This window comes from Mycolicibacter longobardus, from assembly GCF_002102265.1.
GTDB lineage: Bacteria > Actinomycetota > Actinomycetes > Mycobacteriales > Mycobacteriaceae > Mycobacterium > Mycobacterium longobardum.
The window spans coordinates 1-20,057 of sequence record NZ_LQPG01000044.1 but is presented as its reverse complement, the minus strand read 5'-3'; the positions used below and the strand labels follow the sequence as shown (position 1 = coordinate 20,057).

At 71.0% G+C, this 20,057-nt stretch carries 18 protein-coding genes and 3 tRNA genes; 11 read left to right on the top strand and 10 right to left on the bottom strand.

Annotation, left to right across the window (positions count from 1 at the left end; genetic code table 11):
• The first annotated feature begins 42 nt into the window (after window positions 1–42).
• A complete protein-coding gene (locus tag AWC16_RS25700; protein ID WP_207572369.1) occupies window positions 43–7,410 on the top strand; it encodes a PE family protein in 7,368 nt (2,455 codons plus the stop codon).
• A gap of 150 nt (window positions 7,411–7,560) precedes the next feature.
• Here AWC16_RS25700 and AWC16_RS20355 read toward each other — a convergent pair whose 3' ends face one another.
• Together AWC16_RS20355 and AWC16_RS20350 are read right to left on the bottom strand one after the other, a co-directional pair.
• Window positions 7,561–8,178, bottom strand: a complete 618-nt coding sequence (locus tag AWC16_RS20355; RefSeq protein ID WP_085266540.1) for a GNAT family N-acetyltransferase — start codon at window positions 8,176–8,178, stop codon at window positions 7,561–7,563.
• 169 nt (window positions 8,179–8,347) lie between these two features.
• Window positions 8,348–9,316: an NAD(P)H-quinone oxidoreductase gene (locus tag AWC16_RS20350; RefSeq protein ID WP_085266536.1), complete on the bottom strand. Its 969-nt coding sequence runs from the start codon at window positions 9,314–9,316 to the stop codon at window positions 8,348–8,350.
• 82 nt (window positions 9,317–9,398) lie between these two features.
• Between AWC16_RS20350 and AWC16_RS20345 the strand changes: the two genes are divergently transcribed.
• The 5 genes from AWC16_RS20345 to AWC16_RS20330 all read left to right on the top strand — a co-directional run bounded on the left by AWC16_RS20345 (window position 9,399) and on the right by AWC16_RS20330 (window position 10,828).
• A complete protein-coding gene (locus AWC16_RS20345; protein ID WP_085266535.1) occupies window positions 9,399–9,572 on the top strand; it encodes a type II toxin-antitoxin system Phd/YefM family antitoxin in 174 nt (57 codons plus the stop codon).
• 23 nt (window positions 9,573–9,595) lie between these two features.
• Window positions 9,596–9,778 (top strand): PIN domain-containing protein, encoded by a 183-nt coding sequence (locus tag AWC16_RS25695; RefSeq protein ID WP_207572368.1) that lies wholly within the window; start codon window positions 9,596–9,598, stop codon window positions 9,776–9,778.
• Window position 9,779: 1 nt separating this feature from the next.
• Complete coding sequence (locus AWC16_RS25690) at window positions 9,780–9,938, top strand: PIN domain-containing protein (RefSeq protein ID WP_207572367.1); 159 nt, start codon at window positions 9,780–9,782, stop codon at window positions 9,936–9,938.
• A gap of 47 nt (window positions 9,939–9,985) precedes the next feature.
• Window positions 9,986–10,072: transfer RNA gene (locus AWC16_RS20335), tRNA-Ser, on the top strand.
• Window positions 10,073–10,186: 114 nt separating this feature from the next.
• Complete coding sequence (locus AWC16_RS20330) at window positions 10,187–10,828, top strand: Fic family protein (protein WP_234812364.1); 642 nt, start codon at window positions 10,187–10,189, stop codon at window positions 10,826–10,828.
• 137 nt (window positions 10,829–10,965) lie between these two features.
• Here the strand turns inward: AWC16_RS20330 and lipE are convergent, their stop codons facing one another.
• From lipE to AWC16_RS20310, 4 genes are read right to left on the bottom strand one after another with little or no spacing between them, the layout of a single operon-like run.
• Complete coding sequence (gene lipE, locus AWC16_RS20325) at window positions 10,966–12,201, bottom strand: lipase LipE (protein ID WP_085266533.1); 1,236 nt, start codon at window positions 12,199–12,201, stop codon at window positions 10,966–10,968.
• A 26-nt stretch (window positions 12,202–12,227) separates the two neighbouring features.
• Window positions 12,228–13,106: an acyl-CoA thioesterase gene (locus AWC16_RS20320; RefSeq protein ID WP_234812363.1), complete on the bottom strand. Its 879-nt coding sequence runs from the start codon at window positions 13,104–13,106 to the stop codon at window positions 12,228–12,230.
• Window positions 13,103–13,426 (bottom strand): DMT family transporter, encoded by a 324-nt coding sequence (locus tag AWC16_RS20315; protein WP_085266532.1) that lies wholly within the window; start codon window positions 13,424–13,426, stop codon window positions 13,103–13,105. Before AWC16_RS20315 ends, AWC16_RS20320 begins: the two co-directional genes overlap by 4 nt.
• A complete protein-coding gene (locus AWC16_RS20310) occupies window positions 13,426–14,250 on the bottom strand; it encodes a crotonase/enoyl-CoA hydratase family protein (RefSeq protein ID WP_085266531.1) in 825 nt (274 codons plus the stop codon). The genes AWC16_RS20315 and AWC16_RS20310 overlap by 1 nt, the downstream gene beginning before the upstream one ends.
• Window positions 14,251–14,272: 22 nt before the next feature.
• Between AWC16_RS20310 and AWC16_RS20305 the strand changes: the two genes are divergently transcribed.
• Entirely contained in the window at window positions 14,273–14,848 is a 576-nt protein-coding gene (locus AWC16_RS20305; protein ID WP_085266530.1) for a TIGR03086 family metal-binding protein, read from the top strand.
• 56 nt (window positions 14,849–14,904) lie between these two features.
• Entirely contained in the window at window positions 14,905–15,957 is a 1,053-nt protein-coding gene (locus AWC16_RS20300; protein WP_085266529.1) for a TerC/Alx family metal homeostasis membrane protein, read from the top strand.
• Here AWC16_RS20300 and AWC16_RS20295 read toward each other — a convergent pair.
• From AWC16_RS20295 to AWC16_RS20285, 3 genes are read right to left on the bottom strand one after another with little or no spacing between them, the layout of a single operon-like run.
• Complete coding sequence (locus tag AWC16_RS20295) at window positions 15,939–16,418, bottom strand: DUF4334 domain-containing protein (protein WP_085266528.1); 480 nt, start codon at window positions 16,416–16,418, stop codon at window positions 15,939–15,941. The two genes, AWC16_RS20300 and AWC16_RS20295, sit on opposite strands and share 19 nt — an antisense overlap.
• A 4-nt stretch (window positions 16,419–16,422) precedes the next feature.
• A complete protein-coding gene (locus AWC16_RS20290) occupies window positions 16,423–16,836 on the bottom strand; it encodes an SRPBCC family protein (RefSeq protein WP_085266527.1) in 414 nt (137 codons plus the stop codon).
• An 11-nt stretch (window positions 16,837–16,847) separates the two neighbouring features.
• Window positions 16,848–17,894 carry a pyridoxal phosphate-dependent aminotransferase gene (locus tag AWC16_RS20285; RefSeq protein ID WP_085266538.1) on the bottom strand — a complete coding sequence of 349 codons (1,047 nt, stop codon included), beginning with the start codon at window positions 17,892–17,894 and terminating at the stop codon, window positions 16,848–16,850.
• Between the two features lie 98 nt (window positions 17,895–17,992).
• Between AWC16_RS20285 and AWC16_RS20280 the strand changes: the two genes are divergently transcribed.
• From AWC16_RS20280 to AWC16_RS20270, 3 genes are all read left to right on the top strand, one after another.
• Window positions 17,993–18,084, top strand: a tRNA-Ser gene (locus AWC16_RS20280).
• A gap of 35 nt (window positions 18,085–18,119) precedes the next feature.
• Window positions 18,120–18,192 (top strand) — tRNA-Arg (locus AWC16_RS20275).
• A 66-nt stretch (window positions 18,193–18,258) separates the two neighbouring features.
• Window positions 18,259–19,728, top strand: a complete 1,470-nt coding sequence (locus tag AWC16_RS20270) for an amidase (RefSeq protein ID WP_085266526.1) — start codon at window positions 18,259–18,261, stop codon at window positions 19,726–19,728.
• A gap of 81 nt (window positions 19,729–19,809) precedes the next feature.
• Here the strand turns inward: AWC16_RS20270 and AWC16_RS24545 are convergent, their stop codons facing one another.
• Entirely contained in the window at window positions 19,810–19,974 is a 165-nt protein-coding gene (locus AWC16_RS24545) for a hypothetical protein (protein ID WP_165759278.1), read from the bottom strand.
• Window positions 19,975–20,057: the final 83 nt, after the last annotated feature.

Sequence of the window (20,057 nt, the reverse complement as noted above, 5' to 3'; positions counted from 1 at the left end):
GGTGGTGTTGGTGGTGATGGTGGCGTCGGCGGCAACGGTGGCGTGGGTGGCGCCTCGGCGCAGGGCCTCGCCGGTCTGCATGGTGACGCCGGTGTCGGCGGTGATGGTGGTGCCGGCGGTGCTGCGGGCAATGGCGGCAATGGTGGTGCTGGTGCCGGTGGTGGCACGGGGGCTGCGGCCGGTGCCGGCGGTAAGGGCGGTAGCGCCTTCGGCTCGGGCGGGACTGGCGGCGCTGGTGGTGCTGGTGGCGTCAGTGGCGGAGGTTCGCAGGCCGCTTCGGGTGACGCGGGTGCTGATGGCACCGGTGGCAATGGTGGTAACGGCGGTGTCGGTGGCGCCGGCGAGGTGCTGGGTGATGGCACCGTGCAGGCCGGCGGCGTCGGTGGTGATGGTGGTGACGCCGGCACGGTCGGTAACGGCGGTAACGGTGGCGCCGGCGGCCAGGGCGCAACCGGGATCGGTGGCACCACCGATGTCAGTGGTGACGGCACCAACGGTGGCGTCGGTGGCGCGGGTGGCGCCGGTGGTACCGGTGGCGCGGGTGGCACCACCTCCGGTGATGGCGGTAACGGTGGCGTCGGCGGCGTCGGCGGCACCGGTGGCGCGGGTGGCCACGGCTTCGACGGCGAAGACGGCATCGACGCGGCGGCCGGCAGCGGCGGGACCGGTACTGACGGTGTCGACGCCGGTAGCGGTGGTAACGGTGGCGCGGGTGGTGTCGGTGGCCAGGGTGGTGCCGGCGGCACCGCCACCGCCGGTGACGCGGGCGTCCAGGGCGACGGCGGTGCCGGCGGTCTCGGCGGCGCGGCCGGCAATGGCGGTAACGGCGGCAACGGTGGCGACGGCGCGGGTGGCGGCAACAACGCCACCGCCGGTTCCGGTGGTCAGGGCGGCCAGGGCGGTAACCGCGGCACGGCCGGCGCCGGCGGTGCCGGCGGCTGGAACGCCGACAACACCAGCCAGGCCGACAGCGGTGCTGCCGGCGCGGACGCCACCGGTGGTAACGGCGGCGCGGGCGGTAAGGGCGGCGACGGTGAGCTGCTCGGTGGCATCGTCGCCCAGGCCGGTGGCACGGGCGGTAACGGCGGCGCGGCCGGTAACGACGGTGACGGCGGTGTCGGTGGTGACGGCGGTAGCGGCGCGGCGGGCGTCGACGGCGAAACCGTCGGCATTGACGGCACCACCGGTGGAGCGGGTGCGGCCGGCGGTCACGGTGGTACCGGTGGCGCCGGTGGCGCGAACTCCGGCAACGGCGGCGACGGTGGCGCCGGTGGGCACGGCGGTGCCGGTGGTAACGGTGGTGCGGCGGACGATGCGCCCTTCCTTGACTTCCGGGGTGGCAACGGCGGCGGTGCCGGTGCCGGTGGCGCGGGCGGCAACGGCGGCACTGGTGGTGTAGCGGCCACCGGGACCGGCGGCGCCGGCGGCGCGGCAGGCAACGGTGGCGATGCCGGCACCGCGGCGATTGGCGGCCAGGGTGGTGGTGGCGGCGGCGGCGCCAACGCCGGCAACGGCGGCGACGGCGGCGACGGCGCCGTGGGTGGCGCGGCCGGTAAGGCAGGGGTCGGCGGGCTCGGTGTCACCGGTGGCGCCGCTGGCGCCGACGGCACGGACGGCACCAACACCGACGGCGCCGATGGCGGCCGCGGTGGCGACGGCTTCGGCTTGATCACCGGGTTCGACATCGGCCAGGGCGGCGGCGCGGGTGGCAATGGCGGTAACGCCGGCGCGGTCGGAAACGGCGGCACTGGTGGCACCGGTGGCACCGGTGCGACGGTGGATGGCATCACCGACATCGACGGCAACGGCACCCATGGTGCCGTCGGCGGCGTCGGCGGCGTCGGCGGCAACGGTGGTGCCGGTGGCACCATCTCCGGTGACGGTGGCCACGGCGGCTTCGGCGGTATCGGTGGACAGGGCGGCGCGGGTGGAGCCGGCGCGGACGCCACCGTCGCCGACACCGACGGCGGCCACGGCGGCAACGCCGGTGCCGGCGGTAACGGTGGTAACGGTGGCCAGGGCGGTTCGGCGACCAACGGTGCCGGCGGCACGGGCGGCACCTCCGGCTGGGGCGGCAACGGCGGTGTCGCCGGCGTCGGCGGCAAGGGTCTCGGTGGTGGCGGCGGCGCGGTCGCCGGTAACGGCGGCAACGGCGGCGACGGTGCCGAAGCAGGCGTGGCGGGCGACGCTGGAACCGGCGGAACCGGCACCACCAACGGCGCCAACGGCGCCAACGGACAGGACGGAATCGCCAGCGATGGCGGTACTGGCGGCCAGGGTGGCGCCGGTGAGGGCCTGATCACCGGCTTCGATATCGGCCAGGGCGGCGGTAACGGCGGAACCGGTGGCAACGCGGCATCGGTCGGCAACGGCGGTGCCGGTGGTGCCGGCGGCGTCGGCGCGACCGTGGACGGCATCACCGACATTGACGGCAACGGCACCAACGGCTATGTCGGCGGCGTCGGCGGCGACGGTGGTACCGGTGGCCTCGGTGGCACCACTTCCGGTAACGGTGGAGCCGGCGGTAACGGTGGAGCCGGCGGTAAGGGCGGTTCCGGTGGTGCCGGCGCGGACGCCACGGTCGCAGACACCGCGGGCGGAAACGGCGGCAACGCCGCGAACGGCGGCGCGGGCGGCAACGGTGGCATCGGTGGTGGCGCCAGCGCCGGCGTCGGTGGTGTCGGTGGTGACGCCGGCGACGGTGGCGCCGGCGGTGCCGGTGGCGCCGGTGGTACGGGCCTCGGCGGTGGCGGCGCAGCCAACGCGGGCGCGGGTGGCGCGGGCGGCGACGGCGCCGAGGGCGCTGCGGCGGGCAACGCGGGTATCGGCGGCGCCGGCACGGACGGCGACGGCGCGAACGGCAACGGCGGCGCGGCCGGTCTCGGCAGCGATGGCGGTGCTGGCGGAAACGGCGGCGCGGGCGTGGGCGTGATCGGCGTCTCCGACATCGGCCAGGGCGGCGGTGCGGGCGGCAACGGCGGTAGCGCCGCATTGACCGGCAATGGCGGCGCCGGCGGCGCCGGCGGTGCGGGCGCGGCCGGTGAGGCCGGGATCACCGACATCGACGGTCACGGCACCAACGGCACCCACGGTGGCGCCGGTGGCGCCGGCGGCCTCGGTGGCGCGGGCGGCACGGACGCCGGCGACGGCGGTGCGGGCGGCCAGGGTGGCGCCGGTGGAGCCGGCGGTAACGCCGGCCACGGTGCCAATGGTGCCGACGGCGCCGTGGTCACTTCCGGCACCGGCGCATCCGGCGCCGACGGCGGTCACGGCGGCAACGGCGGCATCGGCGGCAACGGTGGTACCGGTGGCATCGGCGGCAATGGTGGTACTGCCACCAACGGCAACGTCGGTGCAGACGGGTCCGGTGGAGTCGGTGGCGACGCGGGGAACGCAGGTAACGCCGGCAACGGCGGCCGCGGCTCCGACGGCACCGGTGGCGGCGCGAACGCCGTCGCGGGCTCGGGCGGCCATGGCGGCAACGGTGGTGAGCGCGGCGCCGCGGGCACCGCGGGCGACGGCGGCTGGAACGCCGGAAACACCGCTCAGGCGGCCAACGGGGCTGCCGGTACATCGGCGGTGGGCGGCAACGGCGGCGCGGGCGGTAAGGGCGGCACGGGTGTGCTCCTCGGTGACGGCACCGCCCAGGCCGGTGGCGCCGGCGGTCACGGCGGTGACGCTGGATCTGTCGGTAGCGGTGGCGCCGGTGGCAACGGTGGAGCTGGCGCGCATGGCGCAACCGGATCGACGGCGACCGCCAACGGCGGAGCCGGCGGAAACGGTGCGGCCGGTGGTGCTGCGGGCAACGGCGGCAAGGGCGGCTCGATCTCCGGCAACGGCGGTCTGGGCGGCGTCGGCGGTGCCGGCGGTAACGGTGGAACCGGCGGCGCTGGCATCGTGGGTATCGCGGGCGCCGATGCTGCGGCAAACAGCGGCGGCAACGGTGGCGACGGCACCAACGGTGGTAACGGCGGTGCCGGTGGTACCGGCGGTACCGGTGGCGCCGGTGGTAAGGGCGGTAGTGCGACCAACGGCACCGCGGGCCTCAACGGCTCCGGTGGTCTGGGCGGCAACGGTGGCGAGGCCGGGGCCGCGGGCGACGGTGGCCGCGGTGGTCACGGTGCCGGCGGCGGTGCGAACGACACCGCCGGGCACGGTGGCAATGGTGGTGTCGGTGGCGACCGCGGCACCGGCGGGGCCGGCGGCCAGGGCGGCCTGAACGGCGACGGTGTCACCTACCGGGCCGACGGTGCGGCCGGCGGCGACGGCGGCGGCGGCAACGGTGGTGCCGGCGGTAACGGCGGTCACGGTGGGCTGCTGGCCGACGGGGTCACCGGCCAGGCCGGCGGCTACGGCGGTCACGGTGGTGCGGCGGGCGCGATCGGTACCGGCGGCGTCGGCGGCGCGGGCGGTAACGGCGGTAGCGGTGTGGCCGGCGTCACCGACATTGACGGCAACGGCACCACCGGTGGTAACGGTGGCGTCGGTGGCTACGGCGGCAACGGTGGTGCCGGTGGTACCACGTCGGGTGCCGCAGGCGCCGGTGGTGCCGGTGGCACCGGCGGTAGCGGTGGCAACGGTGGCGACGGCGTCGTGGGTGTCGCGGGCAGCACCGGTGGAAACGGTGGCCTGGGCGGCGACGCGGCTGCCGGTGGCGCCGGTGGTCTCGGCGGCGATGCCAGCAACGGCGCCGGTGGCGTCGGCGGTGCGGGTGGCAACGGCGGTACCGCCGGTAACGGTGGCGCGGGTGGCCACGGCGGCGATGGCGGCGTGAGCGCGGTGGCGGGCACCGGTGGTAACGGTGGCGACGGCGGTAACCGTGATCTCGGTGGTGTCGGCGGTGCCGGCGGCACCGGTGTGGGCGGCCAGGCCGCGTCCGGCCAGGACGGCACCAACGGTGGCGGCGGTGACGGCGGCGCCGGTGGTAACGGTGGCCAGGGCCTGACCTTGCCGGACAACTCCGCGCAGGACGGTGGCGCGGGCGGTAAGGGCGGCAACGCGGGCGCGATCGGTACCGGTGGCGCGGGTGGCAACGGAGGCGCCGGCTCGATCGGCATCGACGGCATCACCGACGGCTCCGGCAACGGCACCCACGGCACGGCCGGCGGTAACGGTGGTAGCGGTGGCCAGGGTGGTCTCGGTGGCACCACGTCGGGCAACGGCGGCGCCGGTGGCCTCGGTGGAGTCGGTGGAGCCGGTGGTAACGGCGGTTCCGGCGACAACGGCGCCACGGGCACCAATGCAGCGGGCGGCAGCGGCGACAACGGCGGCGACGGCGGCGACGCCACCAGCACCAACGGCAACGGTGGGGCCGGTGGCAGCGGCGGCAACGGCGGCGCCGGCGGTGCCGCAACCAACGGCAGCGAGGGTGCGGCCGGTGCCGGTGGCCAGGGTGGCGCGGGTGGTAACACCGGCGCCGGCGCCAACGGCGGCAACGGCGGTGCCGGTGCCGGTGGCGGTGCCAACGACTTCGCCGGCAACGGCGGCAACGGTGGTGCCGGTGGTATCGCCGGTACGGCCGGCCAGGGCGGCACGGGCGGTACCGGCGGTGACGGCACTGCGGCCGACAACGGTCTGGACGGCGCCGTGCTCGGCGGTAACGGCGGTGACGGCGGCGCCGGTGGCGCCGGTGAGATCGTGGGCAACGTGAGCCAGACCGGCGGTCACGGCGGTTCCGGTGGCGCGGCGGGCACGTTCGGCCAGGGCGGTAACGGCGGCGACGGCGGGGCTGGGGCTGACGGCCTGGCCGGAACCACGGTCGGCACTGACGGCACCGACGGCACGGCCGGCGCGGCCGGCGGTAACGGCGGCGTGGGCGGTGCCGGTGGCACCAACGGCGGCGACGGCGGCGCCGGTGGCCATGGCGGTATCGGCGGTAACGGCGGCCTGGGCGGCCATGCCGCCAACGGCGCCGCAGGAAACCACGCCACGGCCGGTAGCGGCGCCAACGGCGGCGACGGTGGCGAGGCCACCGGCGTGGCCGGGGCCGGTGGTGCGGGTGGTGCCGGTGGCCAGGGCGGTGGCGGCGGTGTCGCGAACGTCGGAAACAACGGTGCCGACGGTAACGGCGGCCTGGGCGGCGACGGCGGCGCTGGCGGCAACGCCGGCGTGGGCGGCACCGGTGGTAACGGCGCAGGCGGCGGAACCAACGCCATCGCGGGAACCGGCGGCAAGGGCGGCAACAGCAGCAGCATCGCCGGTGCGGGCGGTGCGGCCGGTGCCGGTGGTCTCGGTGGCGACGGCGTCACCGAGGCCGACAGCGGCGCCGACGGCGCCGGCGGCGCAGTCGCCCAAGGTGGTACCGGCGGTAACGGCGGCAACGGCACGACCGTGGGCGGCTTGGCGCAGGCCGGCGGCCACGGCGGTGTCGGCGGCAACGCCACCGGAGAGTTCGGCAACGGCGGCCTCGGTGGCAATGGCGGCAACGGCGCCAACGGCACCTCGGGGACCAACGCCGCGGCCGGCGCAGGCGCGGCCGGCGGCAACGGCGGTAACGGCGGCTCGGCCGGCCAGCACGGCACCGGTGGCACGGGCGGTAACGCCGGTCACGGCGGTACCGCCGGGGCCAACACCTCCGTTGCTGCGAACGGTGGAGCGGGCGTGAATGCGCCCAAGGACCCGCAGGGCCAGGTCATGGGTGGTGGGGTCGGCGGTAACGGCGCCAAGGGTGCCACCGGGTTTGCCGGTGGCGCGGGTGGCACCGGTGGTGTCGGTGGTGCCGGTGGCACGGTCACCGGTGACGGCGGCCAGGGCGGCCTCGGTGGCAACGGCGGGATCGGTGGTACCGGTGGTACCGGCGGCAACGGCGGTGTCGGCGGTAACGGCGGTAACGGCAGCCTCGGCCTGCCCGGTCGCGCCGGCGGCACCGGCGGTGACGGCGGCCAGGGCGGTGACGGTGGCGTCGGCGGCAACGCCGGTCAGGGCGGCGCCGGTGGTGTCGCACTGGGCGACGGCAAGTCCGGTTCGCACGGCTCCGGCGGTGAAGCCGGCAAGGGTGGTAACGGCGGTGCCGCCGGTGTCGGTGGTAACGGCGGCAAGGGCGGCAACCCCTACAACGGCCTCGTCGGTCAGGGCACCGGTGGTGGCGGTAGCGGCGGCCACGGTGGCAACGGTGGAACTGGTGGAACCGGCGGCCAGGGCGGCCTGAACACCGACGGCACCAACGCCCAGGGCGGCTCGGGTGGCATGGGCGGTAAGGGTGGTGCTGGCACTCAGGGTACTGCCAGGAGCAGCAAGTCCAACTGGTCCGGTGCCGGCGGCAACGGTGGCAAGGGTGGTGACGGCGGCACGAATGGTGACGGCGTCACCGGTTCGGCAGGTCAGGCCGGCACCCCCGGCGGCCCACTGAGCAGCACCACCACCGGCGGCAAGGGCGGCGTCGGCGGCGCCGGCGGCGTGGGCGCACCGTGATGGCCTGCTAGTCCGGGTCGCCTCGAACGTGCGAATCCCCGGTTCCGGCACCAACAGTCGGAACCGGGGATTTGTACGTCTGGGCCAGATGATGGCACCAACAGCAAGGGCGGTGACGGATAGTGATCCGTCACCGCCCTTGCTGCAGGGTTACTGCGTACCGCGTTGGGCCGGAATGTCCGCAGGCGTTCTCGGCCAGGCGAACAGCACGATGTTCTGATCCCACTTCGCCATGTAGTGCTCCCCGAGGAACACTCCGCCGCGGCGCTCCCAGAACCGGCGCCCGTACGAGCCCGCGCCCGCATTGGCATCTCCGATGACCCGCCGACACTCCGGTTCAGCCTCGAAAATGCTACGGACCAAGGGGCCGAAGATGTTCTTCCCGTGTCCCTTCTCGACCATGTTGGCGTCGGCCATGGCGCCGTGCAAGCCCACGTCGTAGGGCAGGGCGTCGTACACGGTAGCGAGGTCATCCTTTGCCACCCGGAACAACTCCATGTATCCGAGGGGCTCGCCATTGAGGTTGTAGATGTAGGGACGCGAGTAGGTGCCCTCGAATTGGACCTCCAGGTGGCGGCGCCATTGGTCGGGCGGGTAATCGTAACCCCAGGTTGCGGCCAGGTGCGGCCGGTTCATCCATTCGGAGATCATCTCGGCATCGCCCTCGGGGTCTGCGAAACGAATGCTGTAGGGCTCGTCGAGTATGGGCAGCGGCGTTGCTGGGACGGCGTCGATCTCGTCGCTCAGGCTAATTAGTTGCCGCGGCATACGCGTACTCATAGCGCACCCGAATCCGTTGTAGCGGACGCGGTTTCGATATACATAAGAAGTGCCTCCTGGGAGTCCGCTGACGGCGACGCCGTCGGCAATCGATTCGCGAATAATGCTACGTCGACTTTCGAGCGTCAGCGTCGAATTGCCGATCGGGACCTCGGCGTCAGACCGTCAGTACAACCTTGCCGGTGACCTGTCCGGACGCCAGCAGGCGGTGGCCCTCGCCGGCCTGCTCGATGGGTAGCCGCGCGCCGATCACCGGTTTGATCCGGCCGTCGCCCACCATCGGCCAGACCTCGGTGGCGACCGCGGTGACGATGGCGCCCTTGCCGTTCGGTCCCTCCACCGGCCGGCCCCGCACCGCGGTGCCGATCACCCGGGCGCGCTTGGCGATCAGCTTGCCCAGGTTCAGTTCACCCTTGACCCCGCCCTGCATCCCGATGATGACCAGCCGCCCGTCGTTGGCCAGCGCGTCGATGTTGCGGTCCAGGTAGGCCGCACCCATGATGTCCAGGATCACGTCGGCGCCGCCGGCCTCGCGGACCCGCGCGACGAAGTCCTCGTCGTGATAGTTGACGGTGATCTCGGCGCCCAACTCACGGCAGGTCGCCAGCTTCTCCGCCGACCCGGCGGTGACGGCCACCCACGCCCCGAGCTGACGCGCGACCTGGATCGCGTGGCTGCCCACCCCGCTGGCACCGCCGTGTACCAGCAGCAACTGCCCCTCCGACAGGCCAGCCGTCAGCACCAGGTTCGACCACACGGTGCAGGCCACTTCCGGCAGTCCGGCGGCATCGACCAGATCCACGCCGTAGGGAACCGGAAGGACCTGCGGGGCCGGGACCGTGACGTACTCGGCGTAGCCGCCCCCGGCCAACAACGCGCAGACCTGTTGTCCGACAATCCAATCCGATACCTCATCGCCCACCGCGGCGACAACGCCGGAGACCTCCAGTCCGAGGGTGTCGCTGGCCCCGGGCGGGGGCGGGTACAGGCCCGCCGCCTGCAGCAGATCGGCGCGGTTCACCCCGGCCGCGGCGACCCGGATCAGCACCTCGCCGGGAGCGGGTTGCAGATCGGGGACCTCCCGCCAGGCCAGCGTTTCGGGCGATTCAACGACGATGGCACGCATGCCGGACACGCTACTACCGGCGGCGTCTCCCCGATTCCGCACACTTCTGGCCAGACCTGACCAGACCAGATGCCCTGTCGTCATGGGGGCTGAAACCGTCAACGTCTATGACGCCAAGACGCGCCTATCGCGGCTGCTCGCCCAGGTGGAGGGTGGCGCCGAGATCGTGATCAGCTTATGGAAGGACAAGGTGACGATCGCCGCGGAGTTCGACCGCTTCTCGGACTCAGACGACCGCGACTGGCATGGGGCATGAGGGGGCTGCTGGATACTCATGTCGTGCTTTGGTGGTTGGCCGACGACAAGAACCTCTCGGGTGCGCATCGTGCGGTGATCGCCGAACCCGACAACGAGCTCTTCGTCTCCGCGGTCACCGCCGCGGAAGTGGCCATCGAGGCTTCGCTCGGCAAGCTGCAGGCGCCGGCCGGACTGGACGAGGCGGTGCGTGAGGCAGGGTCGTGAGTTGCCTTTCACCACAGCGCATGCCGAAGCGCTGCGTGAGTTGCCCTGGCACCACCGCGACCCGTTCGACCGGATGCTGGTGGCGCAGGCCATCGCCGAGAGTCTTGATCTCCTCACCACCGATGTGCGGCTGAACGACTATCAGATCAGGTGCGTGTGAGCCGTGACGGGCCGAGTAGTCCTGGGCGCCGAGGTACGATCTCCCGCGGTGGCGTGGCAGAGCGGCCTAATGCACTCGCCTTGAAAGCGAGAGACGGCTAAAACCGTCCGGGGGTTCAAATCCCTCCGCCACCGCAGTGTGCGAGCCCGAACCCGCGAGATGGCGGCTATGCAGGAAAGTGCGAGTGGCGGACTGCGTATGCCCAGTCTCGAGCACGGGCGGTAATGGCACTGACGAAGGAGTGGACCGTGGCCGCGATCACTGTCGCCGACCTCGCCGGAGTCGTGTACAGCTCCGGGAAGGTGTTCAACGGCCTGGCGGCTGGGCGCCTGGACACCGAGAACTTTCTACGCTCCGGGAGCCTCGACGGGATCACCTCGCGTTCCGATCTCGCACTGCTCGAAGACTTGCGTGACTGCGCACAGCTGATCATCGACCGTGGCGGGCAGCGGATCAACGCGGATTTCGTGCGTGCCGTCAACGCGACGATCAGCCGCAGCGGGGCACTGCATCCCGGACAATTCCGCACCACGGATCAGCGGATCGGCGTCGCCACCCGGTACGGCCTCCACACTCCCGACGGAATCACCGAGGACGTCCTACAGCAGTTCCTCGATGCTGCGCTACAGGGAAACGATCCATGCGAAGTCGCACTGGAGCTGTTCGTCGTTCTGGCGAAGGCACAGCCGTTCGAGGACGGTAACAAACGCACCGCGCTGTTCGTCGCCAACGCTGCGTTGATCGGTTCCGGGACGGGCAAGCTGCTCACGATCCCCGTCGATGAACAAGACACGTTCAACGACCTGCTCGCCAGGGCCTATATCTTCGGTGAACACGACGCGCTGAAGAGTCTGTTGCGTGACCAGGGACTGACTGATCTGGGTCACTAGGTCGGCCGCCTTGTCCTGCACGCCCAATCGCGTCGGCCCGCACACAAACTGATTGACATAACGTGCAGAGTCGCTCATAGGCGGGCACATCCCCACATGGTGGAGAGCGGTGACGGCTGCGGCATCTGAGTCTGGGGTCACCCCCGGGGGATCTCCGCGGCAATCCGGTCCATCAATGCGCGATAGCGCTTGGCCTCCGGATCCTGACCGGGCTTGCCGCTGGAGATCAGCCCCGCGGACAGCCTCCGTTCGGGGTCGGTCCAGATGGCACAGCTGACCAGGCCCAGATGCCCGAACGCGGCCGGCGCGCCGCGGCCGAACGGCCCGAACCGCGTCGACCCCAGCATGAAGCCGGTGCCCCAACGCAGCGGCGCCAGACCCGTGGCGACATCGGGCCGCAGCCGCCGGCACTGGCGCACGGCGCCGCGCAGGGTCTCCGGAGCCAGCACCCGCACCCCATCGAGTTCGCCTTCGCCGCGCCAGATTTCGGCGAACCGGGACAGCTCGAACGCGGTGGAGATGGTGTTCGACGACGGCACCACCGTGGTCAGGAAGAACGGGCTGTTGGTCACCGGGATGATCTCGTGGACCGATCCGCCGATCGCCTTGCGGAACACCGCGACCGCCGCGCCGGCCGGCTGCCTTCCGGTGGCGTGGCTGGGCGCCACCAGCGGAATATCCTGCGGCGCAACACCGTAATTGGTCCAGCGGAAGCCCAACGGATCGAGGATCTCGGTCGCCAGCACCTCCCGGATGTCCCTGCCGGTGGCCGCCCGCACGATCTCGCGAGTCAGCGGCCCCCACGTCAGGGCGTGGTACATGTGCATCAGCCCGGGTGGATACACCAGCCGCAGGTCGGCCAGCTGCGCTTGGGCGTACTCCGGGTCGTCGGCCCGGTTGAGGTCGGGTTTGGGCCCGGTCGCGAACGGCACCCCGGCGCTGTGCGTCATCACATGACGAATGGTGGTGCGGTGCTTGCCGTGTCGGCCATAGTCGGGCAGATAGTCGCTGACGCGATCATCCAGGGAGAAGGCGCCGCGTTCGGCCAGCATGTGCATCACCGTGCTGGTGATGGCCTTGGCGGTCGAGTACACGCAGAACGGGGTGTCGACGCCCACCGGTACCAGTTCCGCGTCGTCCGGATCCTCGGGCCCGTTACCCCAGCCGTGCCCGATCGCCCGGTTGAGCACCACCCGGCCGTTGTGGCGCAGGCACAACTGGATGGCGGGGTGCAGGCCACCGGAATACCAGTGCCGCGCGGCCTGCCAGATCCGGTCCACGGCCGCCGGGTCGATACCGGAGTGGTCCTCGTCGCCGATCGCGGTGACGGCGTCGAGGTCGGCGGGGACACGGATCTTGCCGTCGGAGGTCATGCCCGCCAGGTTACGTGGGCGCTTCCTCAGCGTCGCCGTGCTCCGCCCCGGCCGAAATACAGTTCCTGGGTCGCCACGCAGACCAGCTGCCCCGCCCGGTTGTACATCGTGGACGTAGACAGGCCGCGCCCCGCGACGCCGCTGGGCGAGAACTGGTCCGACAGCACCCAATCGGAGAGATCGACGGGCCGCTGAAACCACAGCGCATGGTCGATCAGCGCGTTGAAAGTGCTGGCCGGGGTGGCCCGCCGCATGGCCAGCGCCGCCTCGACCATGGTGGTGCCGGACAGGTAGGTCAGCAGGGCGCTGTGCATCGCGGCGTCGGCCGGCACCGGCCCGGACGGCTTCCACCACAACCGGAGCCGCGGCGACGGGTCGGGCAGCTCGACGGCCAGCCGTGGTGGTGGGTCGACGTAGCGCAGATCGAAGGGGTGGGGCTGCACCCAGTAGCCGCCCAGCTCGTCGGCGTAGTCCGCGAGCTGCTGCTGCGACGACGGCAGCGACTCCGGATCGGGAACCGCCGGCATGGACTGTTGGTACTCGGCTGCGTCGACGGCGGTGGTGAACGACGACAGCACTTCCAGCAGGATCTGGCCGTCCTGGCGCGCGGTGACCTGCCGCGTCGACAGCGTGCCACCGTCGCGGGCCACCTCCACGTGCAGGTCCACCGGGCGGCGGGCGTCCCCGGCCCGCAGGTAGTAGACGTGCACGCTGTGCGGGACGCGATCCGGCGCGGTGCGGCTGGCCGCGATCAGCGCCTGGCCGGCGATGTGGCCGCCGACGATGTGGTGGATCGGGTTGTCGAGTTGGGTGGCCACGAAGTGTTCATCGTCGACGCGGTCGACGTCCAGGGTGGCGAGAATGTCGGCCAGGCTCGGTTGTCGGTGGGGCACGTCGTCGGTCACCCGTGCGCCCCGAGCTCCATCAGATAGACCCCGGCGCCTATCAGCACCACACCACCGGCCATCACCGGTGTGAACGGATCGTTGAACAGGAAGCGGGCCAGCGCCGCGGTCAACGCCACCCCGACCCCCGACCAGACCCCGTAGGCCACCCCGACCGGAATGCCGCGTTTGAGCACCATCGCCAGCAACGTGAACGACACCAGGTAGCCGATGGCCACCGGGATCGTCCACTGCCATCGGCTGAAGCCGTCGGAGGCGCGCATCGACAGCGTTCCGGCGACCTCGAACCCGATCGCCCCGAACAGCAGCAGCCAGGCCATCACTCGCCGGTGAACTCGGGCTTACGTTTGCCCATGATGGCGCCGATACCCTCCATCAGGTCCTTGGACGCCAAGAACGCCGAGTTCCAGGCCGCGACGTAGCGCAGGCTGGCCGCCACCCGGTCGGTGCGCTGCTCGTCGAGCACGTCTTTGACGCCGGCCACGGTCAGCGGCGGGTTGGCGGCGATCTCGGTCGCGGTGGCATGCGCGGCGGCCAGGCAGGCCTCGGCGTCGGCATAGACGTCGTTGACCAGGCCGATCTTCTCCGCCCGCGCGGCGTCGATGTCCTTACCGGTCAGGGCCAGCTCGCGCAGGTGGCCGTCGGACAGGATCAGCGGAAGCCGGGCCAGGCTGCCGACGTCGGCGACGATGGCCAGCTTGACCTCGCGCACGCTGAACTTGGCGTCGGCGGCTGCGTAGCGGATGTCCACCGCGGAGATCAGGTCCACCCCGCCGCCGATACACCAGCCCTGGATCGCCGCGATCGTCGGTGTGCGGCAGTCGGCGACCGCGGTGATCGCACCCTGCATGCGCTGCAGCTCACGGTGGAAATCGGCCCGCGGGCGGGCGAGCGCCCCCTCGGCCAGCATCGGCGTCATGGTCCCGCCCATCGCGGCCAGATCCAGCCCGTAGCTGAAGTTCTTGCCGGAGCCGGTCAGCACGATCGCCCGCACGTCGCGGTCGGCGTCCAACTCGGCGAAGACCTCCGGCAGCTCCGACCAGAACGCCGGGCCCATCGCGTTGCCCTTGCCCGGCCCGATCAGGGTGACCTGGGCGACGTGGTCTTTGGTTTCGACGGTGACGGATTCATAGGTCTCGGCCATATCCAGACCGTAGCGTGGGGCTATGTCTCCCGATCTGCGACCCGGTCCGGACGCACCACCCGCCGACCAACTCGCGGCCGCTGAAGCCGCCTGGGTGGTGCTGAAGCAAGTGTTGGACGGTATCGGCGGCGACCAACTGTCCAATCCGACGCCGTGCTCGGAGTTCGATGTCGCCCAGCTGACCGACCATCTGCTGCACTCCATCACCGTCATCGGCGGTGCGGCGGGTGCGGAGTTTCCCGCCCGCGACACCACCGATTCGCTGGTGGGGCAGGTCCGCGCCGCCGCCCGGCCCGCGCTGGACGCCTGGCACAGTCGCGGCCTGGACGGCACCGTCGGCATCGGCCCCAACGAGCTGCCGGCGAGCATGGTCGCGGGCATTCTGGCGCTGGAGTTCCTGGTGCACGCGTGGGACTACGCGACGGCCACCGGCCGCACCGTGGAAGCGGGCGAACCGCTGGCCGGATACGTGCTGGACCTGGCGCAGGCGACCCTCACCCCGGCGGGCCGGGTGCAGGCCGGCTTCGACGATCCCGTTGAGGTGGCCGACTCCGCGTCGCCCCTGCAGCGCCTGATCGCATTCACCGGACGGTCATAGCGGCGCAACCTGCTGGCCAGGCCGGCGTCGTCAAAACCGCCTAGCCTGGGTGGCACATGGACGTAGCCGGTTGGGTGTGGGGGCTGACGATCGTCGGCCTCGTCGGATTGCTCGCGTTCGACTTCGTTTTTCACGTCCGCAAGGCACACGTTCCGACGCTGGCCGAAGCCGCGGTCTGGTCCGCCGGCTACGTCGGCATAGCGGTGCTTTTCGGGGTCGGCATGTTCGTCCTCGGCGGAGCGAATGCCGGCGTGGAGTACTTCGCGGGCTATGCCACCGAGAAGGCGCTGTCGGTCGACAACCTGTTCGTCTTCCTGGTCATCATGGCCGGCTTCCGGGTACCCCACGCGAATCAGCAGAAGGTGCTGCTGTTCGGGATCGCCTTCGCGCTGATCGCCCGCACCGGATTCATCTTCCTGGGCGCGGCGCTGATCGACGCCTTCACCTGGGCCTTCTACCTGCTGGGACTGATTCTGCTGATGACGGCCGTCGGCACGCTGCGGTCGAAGGCCGCCGAAGACACCCGCAGAACGGGCAACGTCGTCATTCGCCTGGCGAAGAAGTTCGGTGGCACCGCCGACCAGTACGCGGGCGACAAACTGTTCACCGTGGTCGGCGGCCGCCGGGCGATGACCCCGATGCTGCTGGTCATGGTGGCCATCGCCGGCACCGACCTGATCTTCGCGCTCGACTCGATCCCGGCGATCCTGGGCCTCACCCAGAACACCTACATCGTGTTCACCGCGACCGCGTTCTCGCTGCTGGGTCTGCGGCAGCTCTACTTCCTGGTCGACGGGCTGCTGGACCGGCTGGTCTACCTCTCCACCGGTCTGGCCGTGATCCTCGGGTTCATCGGAGTGAAGCTGATGCTGCACGGCCTGCATGAGAACAATGTGCCGTTCATCAACGGCGGCCGGCCAGTGGACGTCACCGAGATCAGCACCGGGGTGTCGCTGCTGGTGATCGTCGGTGTGCTCGCGGTCACCATCGGCGCCTCATTGCTGAGCCGCCGCCGGGGTGTCTCGGACGATCCGGCCCTGATCGAGCTACTCGACCGGGCGGCCGCCGAGCATGAACGAGCCCGGAGCGGTCAGACCCGCTCCAGGTAGAAGTAGAAGTACTTGCCCACCCCGTCCTGGAAATCCAAGACGCCCTTGCCGTTCATGATGCCCAGCACGGTGTCGTCGTCGACGCGCTTGAAGTGGTCGTGGACGGGCTGTCCGTCGTAGACCATGGTGGCCACCACCTCGCCGCGGAACTCCTCGGACCACAGGCTGGCCTCGCCCTTGCCGAGTTTGACGTTGGAGAACTTGTTGCCGTCCTCGTCCAGGCACACCAGTGGCTGCACGTCGGTGACCGAGCGGAACGACTTGCCGAACCAGCGGGACTTCTCCAGCTGGCCGTTCATCTTGTGGCCGGTGACGAACTCCCCGCCGCGCCAGTCGCCGATCATCTGCTCGACGGTGGCCGGCGGCAGCGTCGCCCAGAACTCATCGATCTCAGCGTCGGGAATCTCCCCGGTGCGCTCCTTGAGCTCGCTGAACGTCTTGCGGGCGGCTTCGTCGCTCATGTCGCTACCCCGCCTTCTTGACCGCGCGCTTGAGGGCGAACAGCAGCCCGTGGGCCAGCACCGAGGCAACCCCGGGCAGTGGGTTGTCGGCGCTGACGGTGTAGCTGATCTCGGTGCCGGCTCCGGCTGGACGCAGCGCCACCTCGCCGACGTAATTGCGGAACGGGATGCCGGAGACGCCCCGGTAGCTCATCCGGTGGTCGGGCTCGAAGGCGATGACCTCTTCGACCAGGGGTGCCATCCCCGGCACAGCCTTGATGCGGCGCTGCGCGCCCACCCCGTTGGGCTCGGGTGCGCCGGGCCGGATCACGGTGACCTGCAGGCCGGGTGCCCAGGAGGACATGCCCTCGAAGTCGGTGAGCACCGCCCACACCCGGGACGCGGGCGCGGCGACGGTGGCGGTAGCGGTCGCGTGCATAGAGTTCCTCCTCAGCGGTACGCCTCAGCGAACCGTAACAGCGCGTCGTTCTCCTCCGGCGCGCCGATGGTCACCCGCACGCCGTCCTGTCCGTAGGGGCGGACCACGATGCGGGCCGCGGCGGCGGCGGACACGAAGTCGGCGGTGCGCCCGGCCAGCGGCAGCCACACGAAGTTCGCCTGCGAATCCGGCAGGTCGAACCCGGCGCCACGCAGCGCCGCCGAAACGCGAATCCGCTCGGCGACCACCGCGTCGGTGCGGGCCAGCAGTTCGTCGGCGGCGTCCACCGACGCGATCCCGGCGACCTGCGCCACGCTGGACACCGTGAACGGCACGTAGACCTTGCCCAGCGCGGTGATGATCTCCGGATCGCCGACCGCGTAGCCCAGGCGCAGGCCCGCCAGCCCGTAGGCCTTCGAGAAGGTCCGCAGCACAACCACATTGGGGTGTTTTCGGGCCAGCCCCAGACTGTCGGGTGCCATGTCGTCGCGGATGTACTCCACGTACGCCTCGTCGATGGCGACCAGGATGTGCGGCGGCACCGCGGCCACGAACCGCGCCAGGGCGTCGGGGTCGACGACGGTCGAGGTGGGATTGTTCGGGTTGCAGACGAAGATCAGCCGGGTCCGGTCGGTGATCGCGGCCAGCATCGCGTCCAGGTCGTAGGTGTGCGCGCGCAGCGGCACCTGCACCGGCACGGCACCGGCGGTGCGTACCTGCAGCGGGTAGATCTCGAAGCTGCGCCAGCCGAACATCACCTCGTCGCCGACTCCGGTGCTGATCTGGATGAGTTGCTGGCACAGGCTCACCGACCCGCAACCCGCCGCCACGTGGTCCGGGCTGAATCCGACATGTTCGGCCAGCCGGGCCCGCAGCGCGGCGTAGCCGTTGTCCGGGTACCGGTTGGTGGTGGCCAGGGCCGCTTCGACGGCCTTGGCGACGCTGGGCAGCGGGGGAAACACCGTCTCGTTGCTGGCCAGTTTGATCGATCCCGGGACCGTCTTACCCTCGACGTAGGCCGGCAGTGCGGCGATCTCCGGGCGCAGTCGGACGGTCACGGACCTCAGCATATGTGGGCCGGTCGCCGCTGGGACCGCCGCATGAACCCGGCGGTTTCAACAGCGGGGGATCGATCCGGTACCCTCAACGAGTTCGAGGAGGCGTGCCAGAGCGGCCGAATGGGACTCACTGCTAATGAGTTGTCCTCTTTACGGGGGACCGGAGGTTCAAATCCTCTCGCCTCCGCCACGGCCGAGCCTGCTCGACCGACAACTGAAGACGAGGCGCCCGTAGCTCAACGGATAGAGCATCTGACTACGGATCAGAAGGTTGGGGGTTCGAATCCCTTCGGGCGCACTTTTTGACTCCCAGTCGGTCGCGGTAGACCACTGCGCAGCCCCAACCGCCGTATAGGTTCGGGGGATGCACTTCGACGAGTATCGCGCGCACGACGCCACATCCTTGGCGAAACTGGTTGCTGACAAGCAGGTTTCGGCGGCTGAGCTGCTCGCCACCGCCCGGGAGCGGGCCGCGGCGGTGAACCCGAAGATCAACGCCATCGTGCGTGACGTTCCGGCTTCGCCGTCAGACGATCTGACTGGCCCGTTCGCCGGGGTTCCGTTCTTGATCAAGGATCTTGCGCAGGACTACGCGGGTCTGCCCACGTCGGCCGGTTCGCGTGCGCAGATGTCGCTGATCGCCCCTGAGCACGCCACCGTGGTACAGCGCTGGATCGACGCGGGCCTGGTCATCTTCGGGAAGACCAACACCCCCGAGTTCGGCGCCAAGGCGATCACCGAGCCGGAGGCATGGGGGCCGACCCGCAACCCCTGGGATCTGACGAGGTCGCCGGGTGGCAGTTCCGGGGGATCCGCCGCGGCGGTGGCAGCGGGCATCGTGCCCTGCGCCGGTGCGAACGACGGCGGCGGATCGATTCGTATCCCGGCGGCGAGTTGTGGACTTGTCGGGCTGAAACCGGGCCGCGGGCTGACGCCGTCGGGTCCTGCCGTCGGGGAGTCCATGCACGGCGCGGCCGTTCAAGGCGTCGTCTCGCGGACGGTGCGCGACACGGCGGCCATGCTGGATGTCCTCAGCGGCGGTGAACCCTACGGGCCGTACGTGCCGGGCCTGCCCGGTGAGCCGTTCGCCTCATGTGTGGGGGCCGATCCCGGGCAGCTGCGGATCGGGCTGCGGGTGCCCACGGCGATCAACCAGACACCACATCGTGAGGCGTACGCAGCCGTCGAGGCGACTGCCGCCGCGCTGACCGAGCTCGGCCACCATGTGGAGGAACTGCCCCAAGCGCCCTTCGACGACGCCGCGCTGGCCCGCGACTTCCTGCTGACCTGGTTCGTCTACTGCGCATGGGAGCTCGCCGAGGCCAAACGGCTGACCTGCGCGGGCGACGACGCCTTCGAACGTGACACGCTCGTCATGGCGGCGCTCGGCCGCTCGACGAGCAGTGTCGACTATCTGGACGCGGTGCAGCGGCGCCATGAACACACCCGGCGGCTGAGCACGTTCTTCGAGTCCTACGACCTGCTGTTGACGCCCACCCTGGCAACCCTGCCCCCGCGGATCGGCGAGTTCGATCTACCGGTCGTGCTGCAGCGCGCCGCCGACGCGCTGATCAAGACCCGTACCGCAAGCATGTTGCGCCACACCAAGATCGTCGACGGCATGGTGGACAAGAACCTTGGCTGGGTGCCCTACACGCAGCTGGCGAACATCACCGGCCGCCCGGCGATCTCGCTGCCTCTGCACTGGACGGCAGAGGGTCTGCCACTCGGTGTCCAGTTCGTCGCGCCGCTTGCCGGTGAGGCGCTGTTGCTCAAGCTGGCAGCCCAGCTCGAGCAGGCGCTGCCCTGGGCCGGTCGCTTCGCTCAGGTCTGAACAGGTCCCACGTTGGCTCTGCGCGTACGGCGGGAAAGTGCGAGTAGACCCCACCCTGGGCGCAGAGTCAACGTCGGTCAGTCATCGCTGCGCCGGGTCGGGCGAGAACCACGCCTTTTTGGCCTGCCAGGATCGTGCCAGCCCGTAGGCGAAGGTTCCCACCGACAGGCAGAGGCAGGGCCAGATCACCGGGCCGGCGTAGAAGCCGAGCAGGATCGAGGCGAGCGTGGCCAGGCCGGCCAGCATCGCGAAGGATAGCGTCCCGCTGAGTGGTGGACTTCGGATCTAGCGTGGTTCACGCGTCGAGATCAACGAGTCGTGTTGAACGC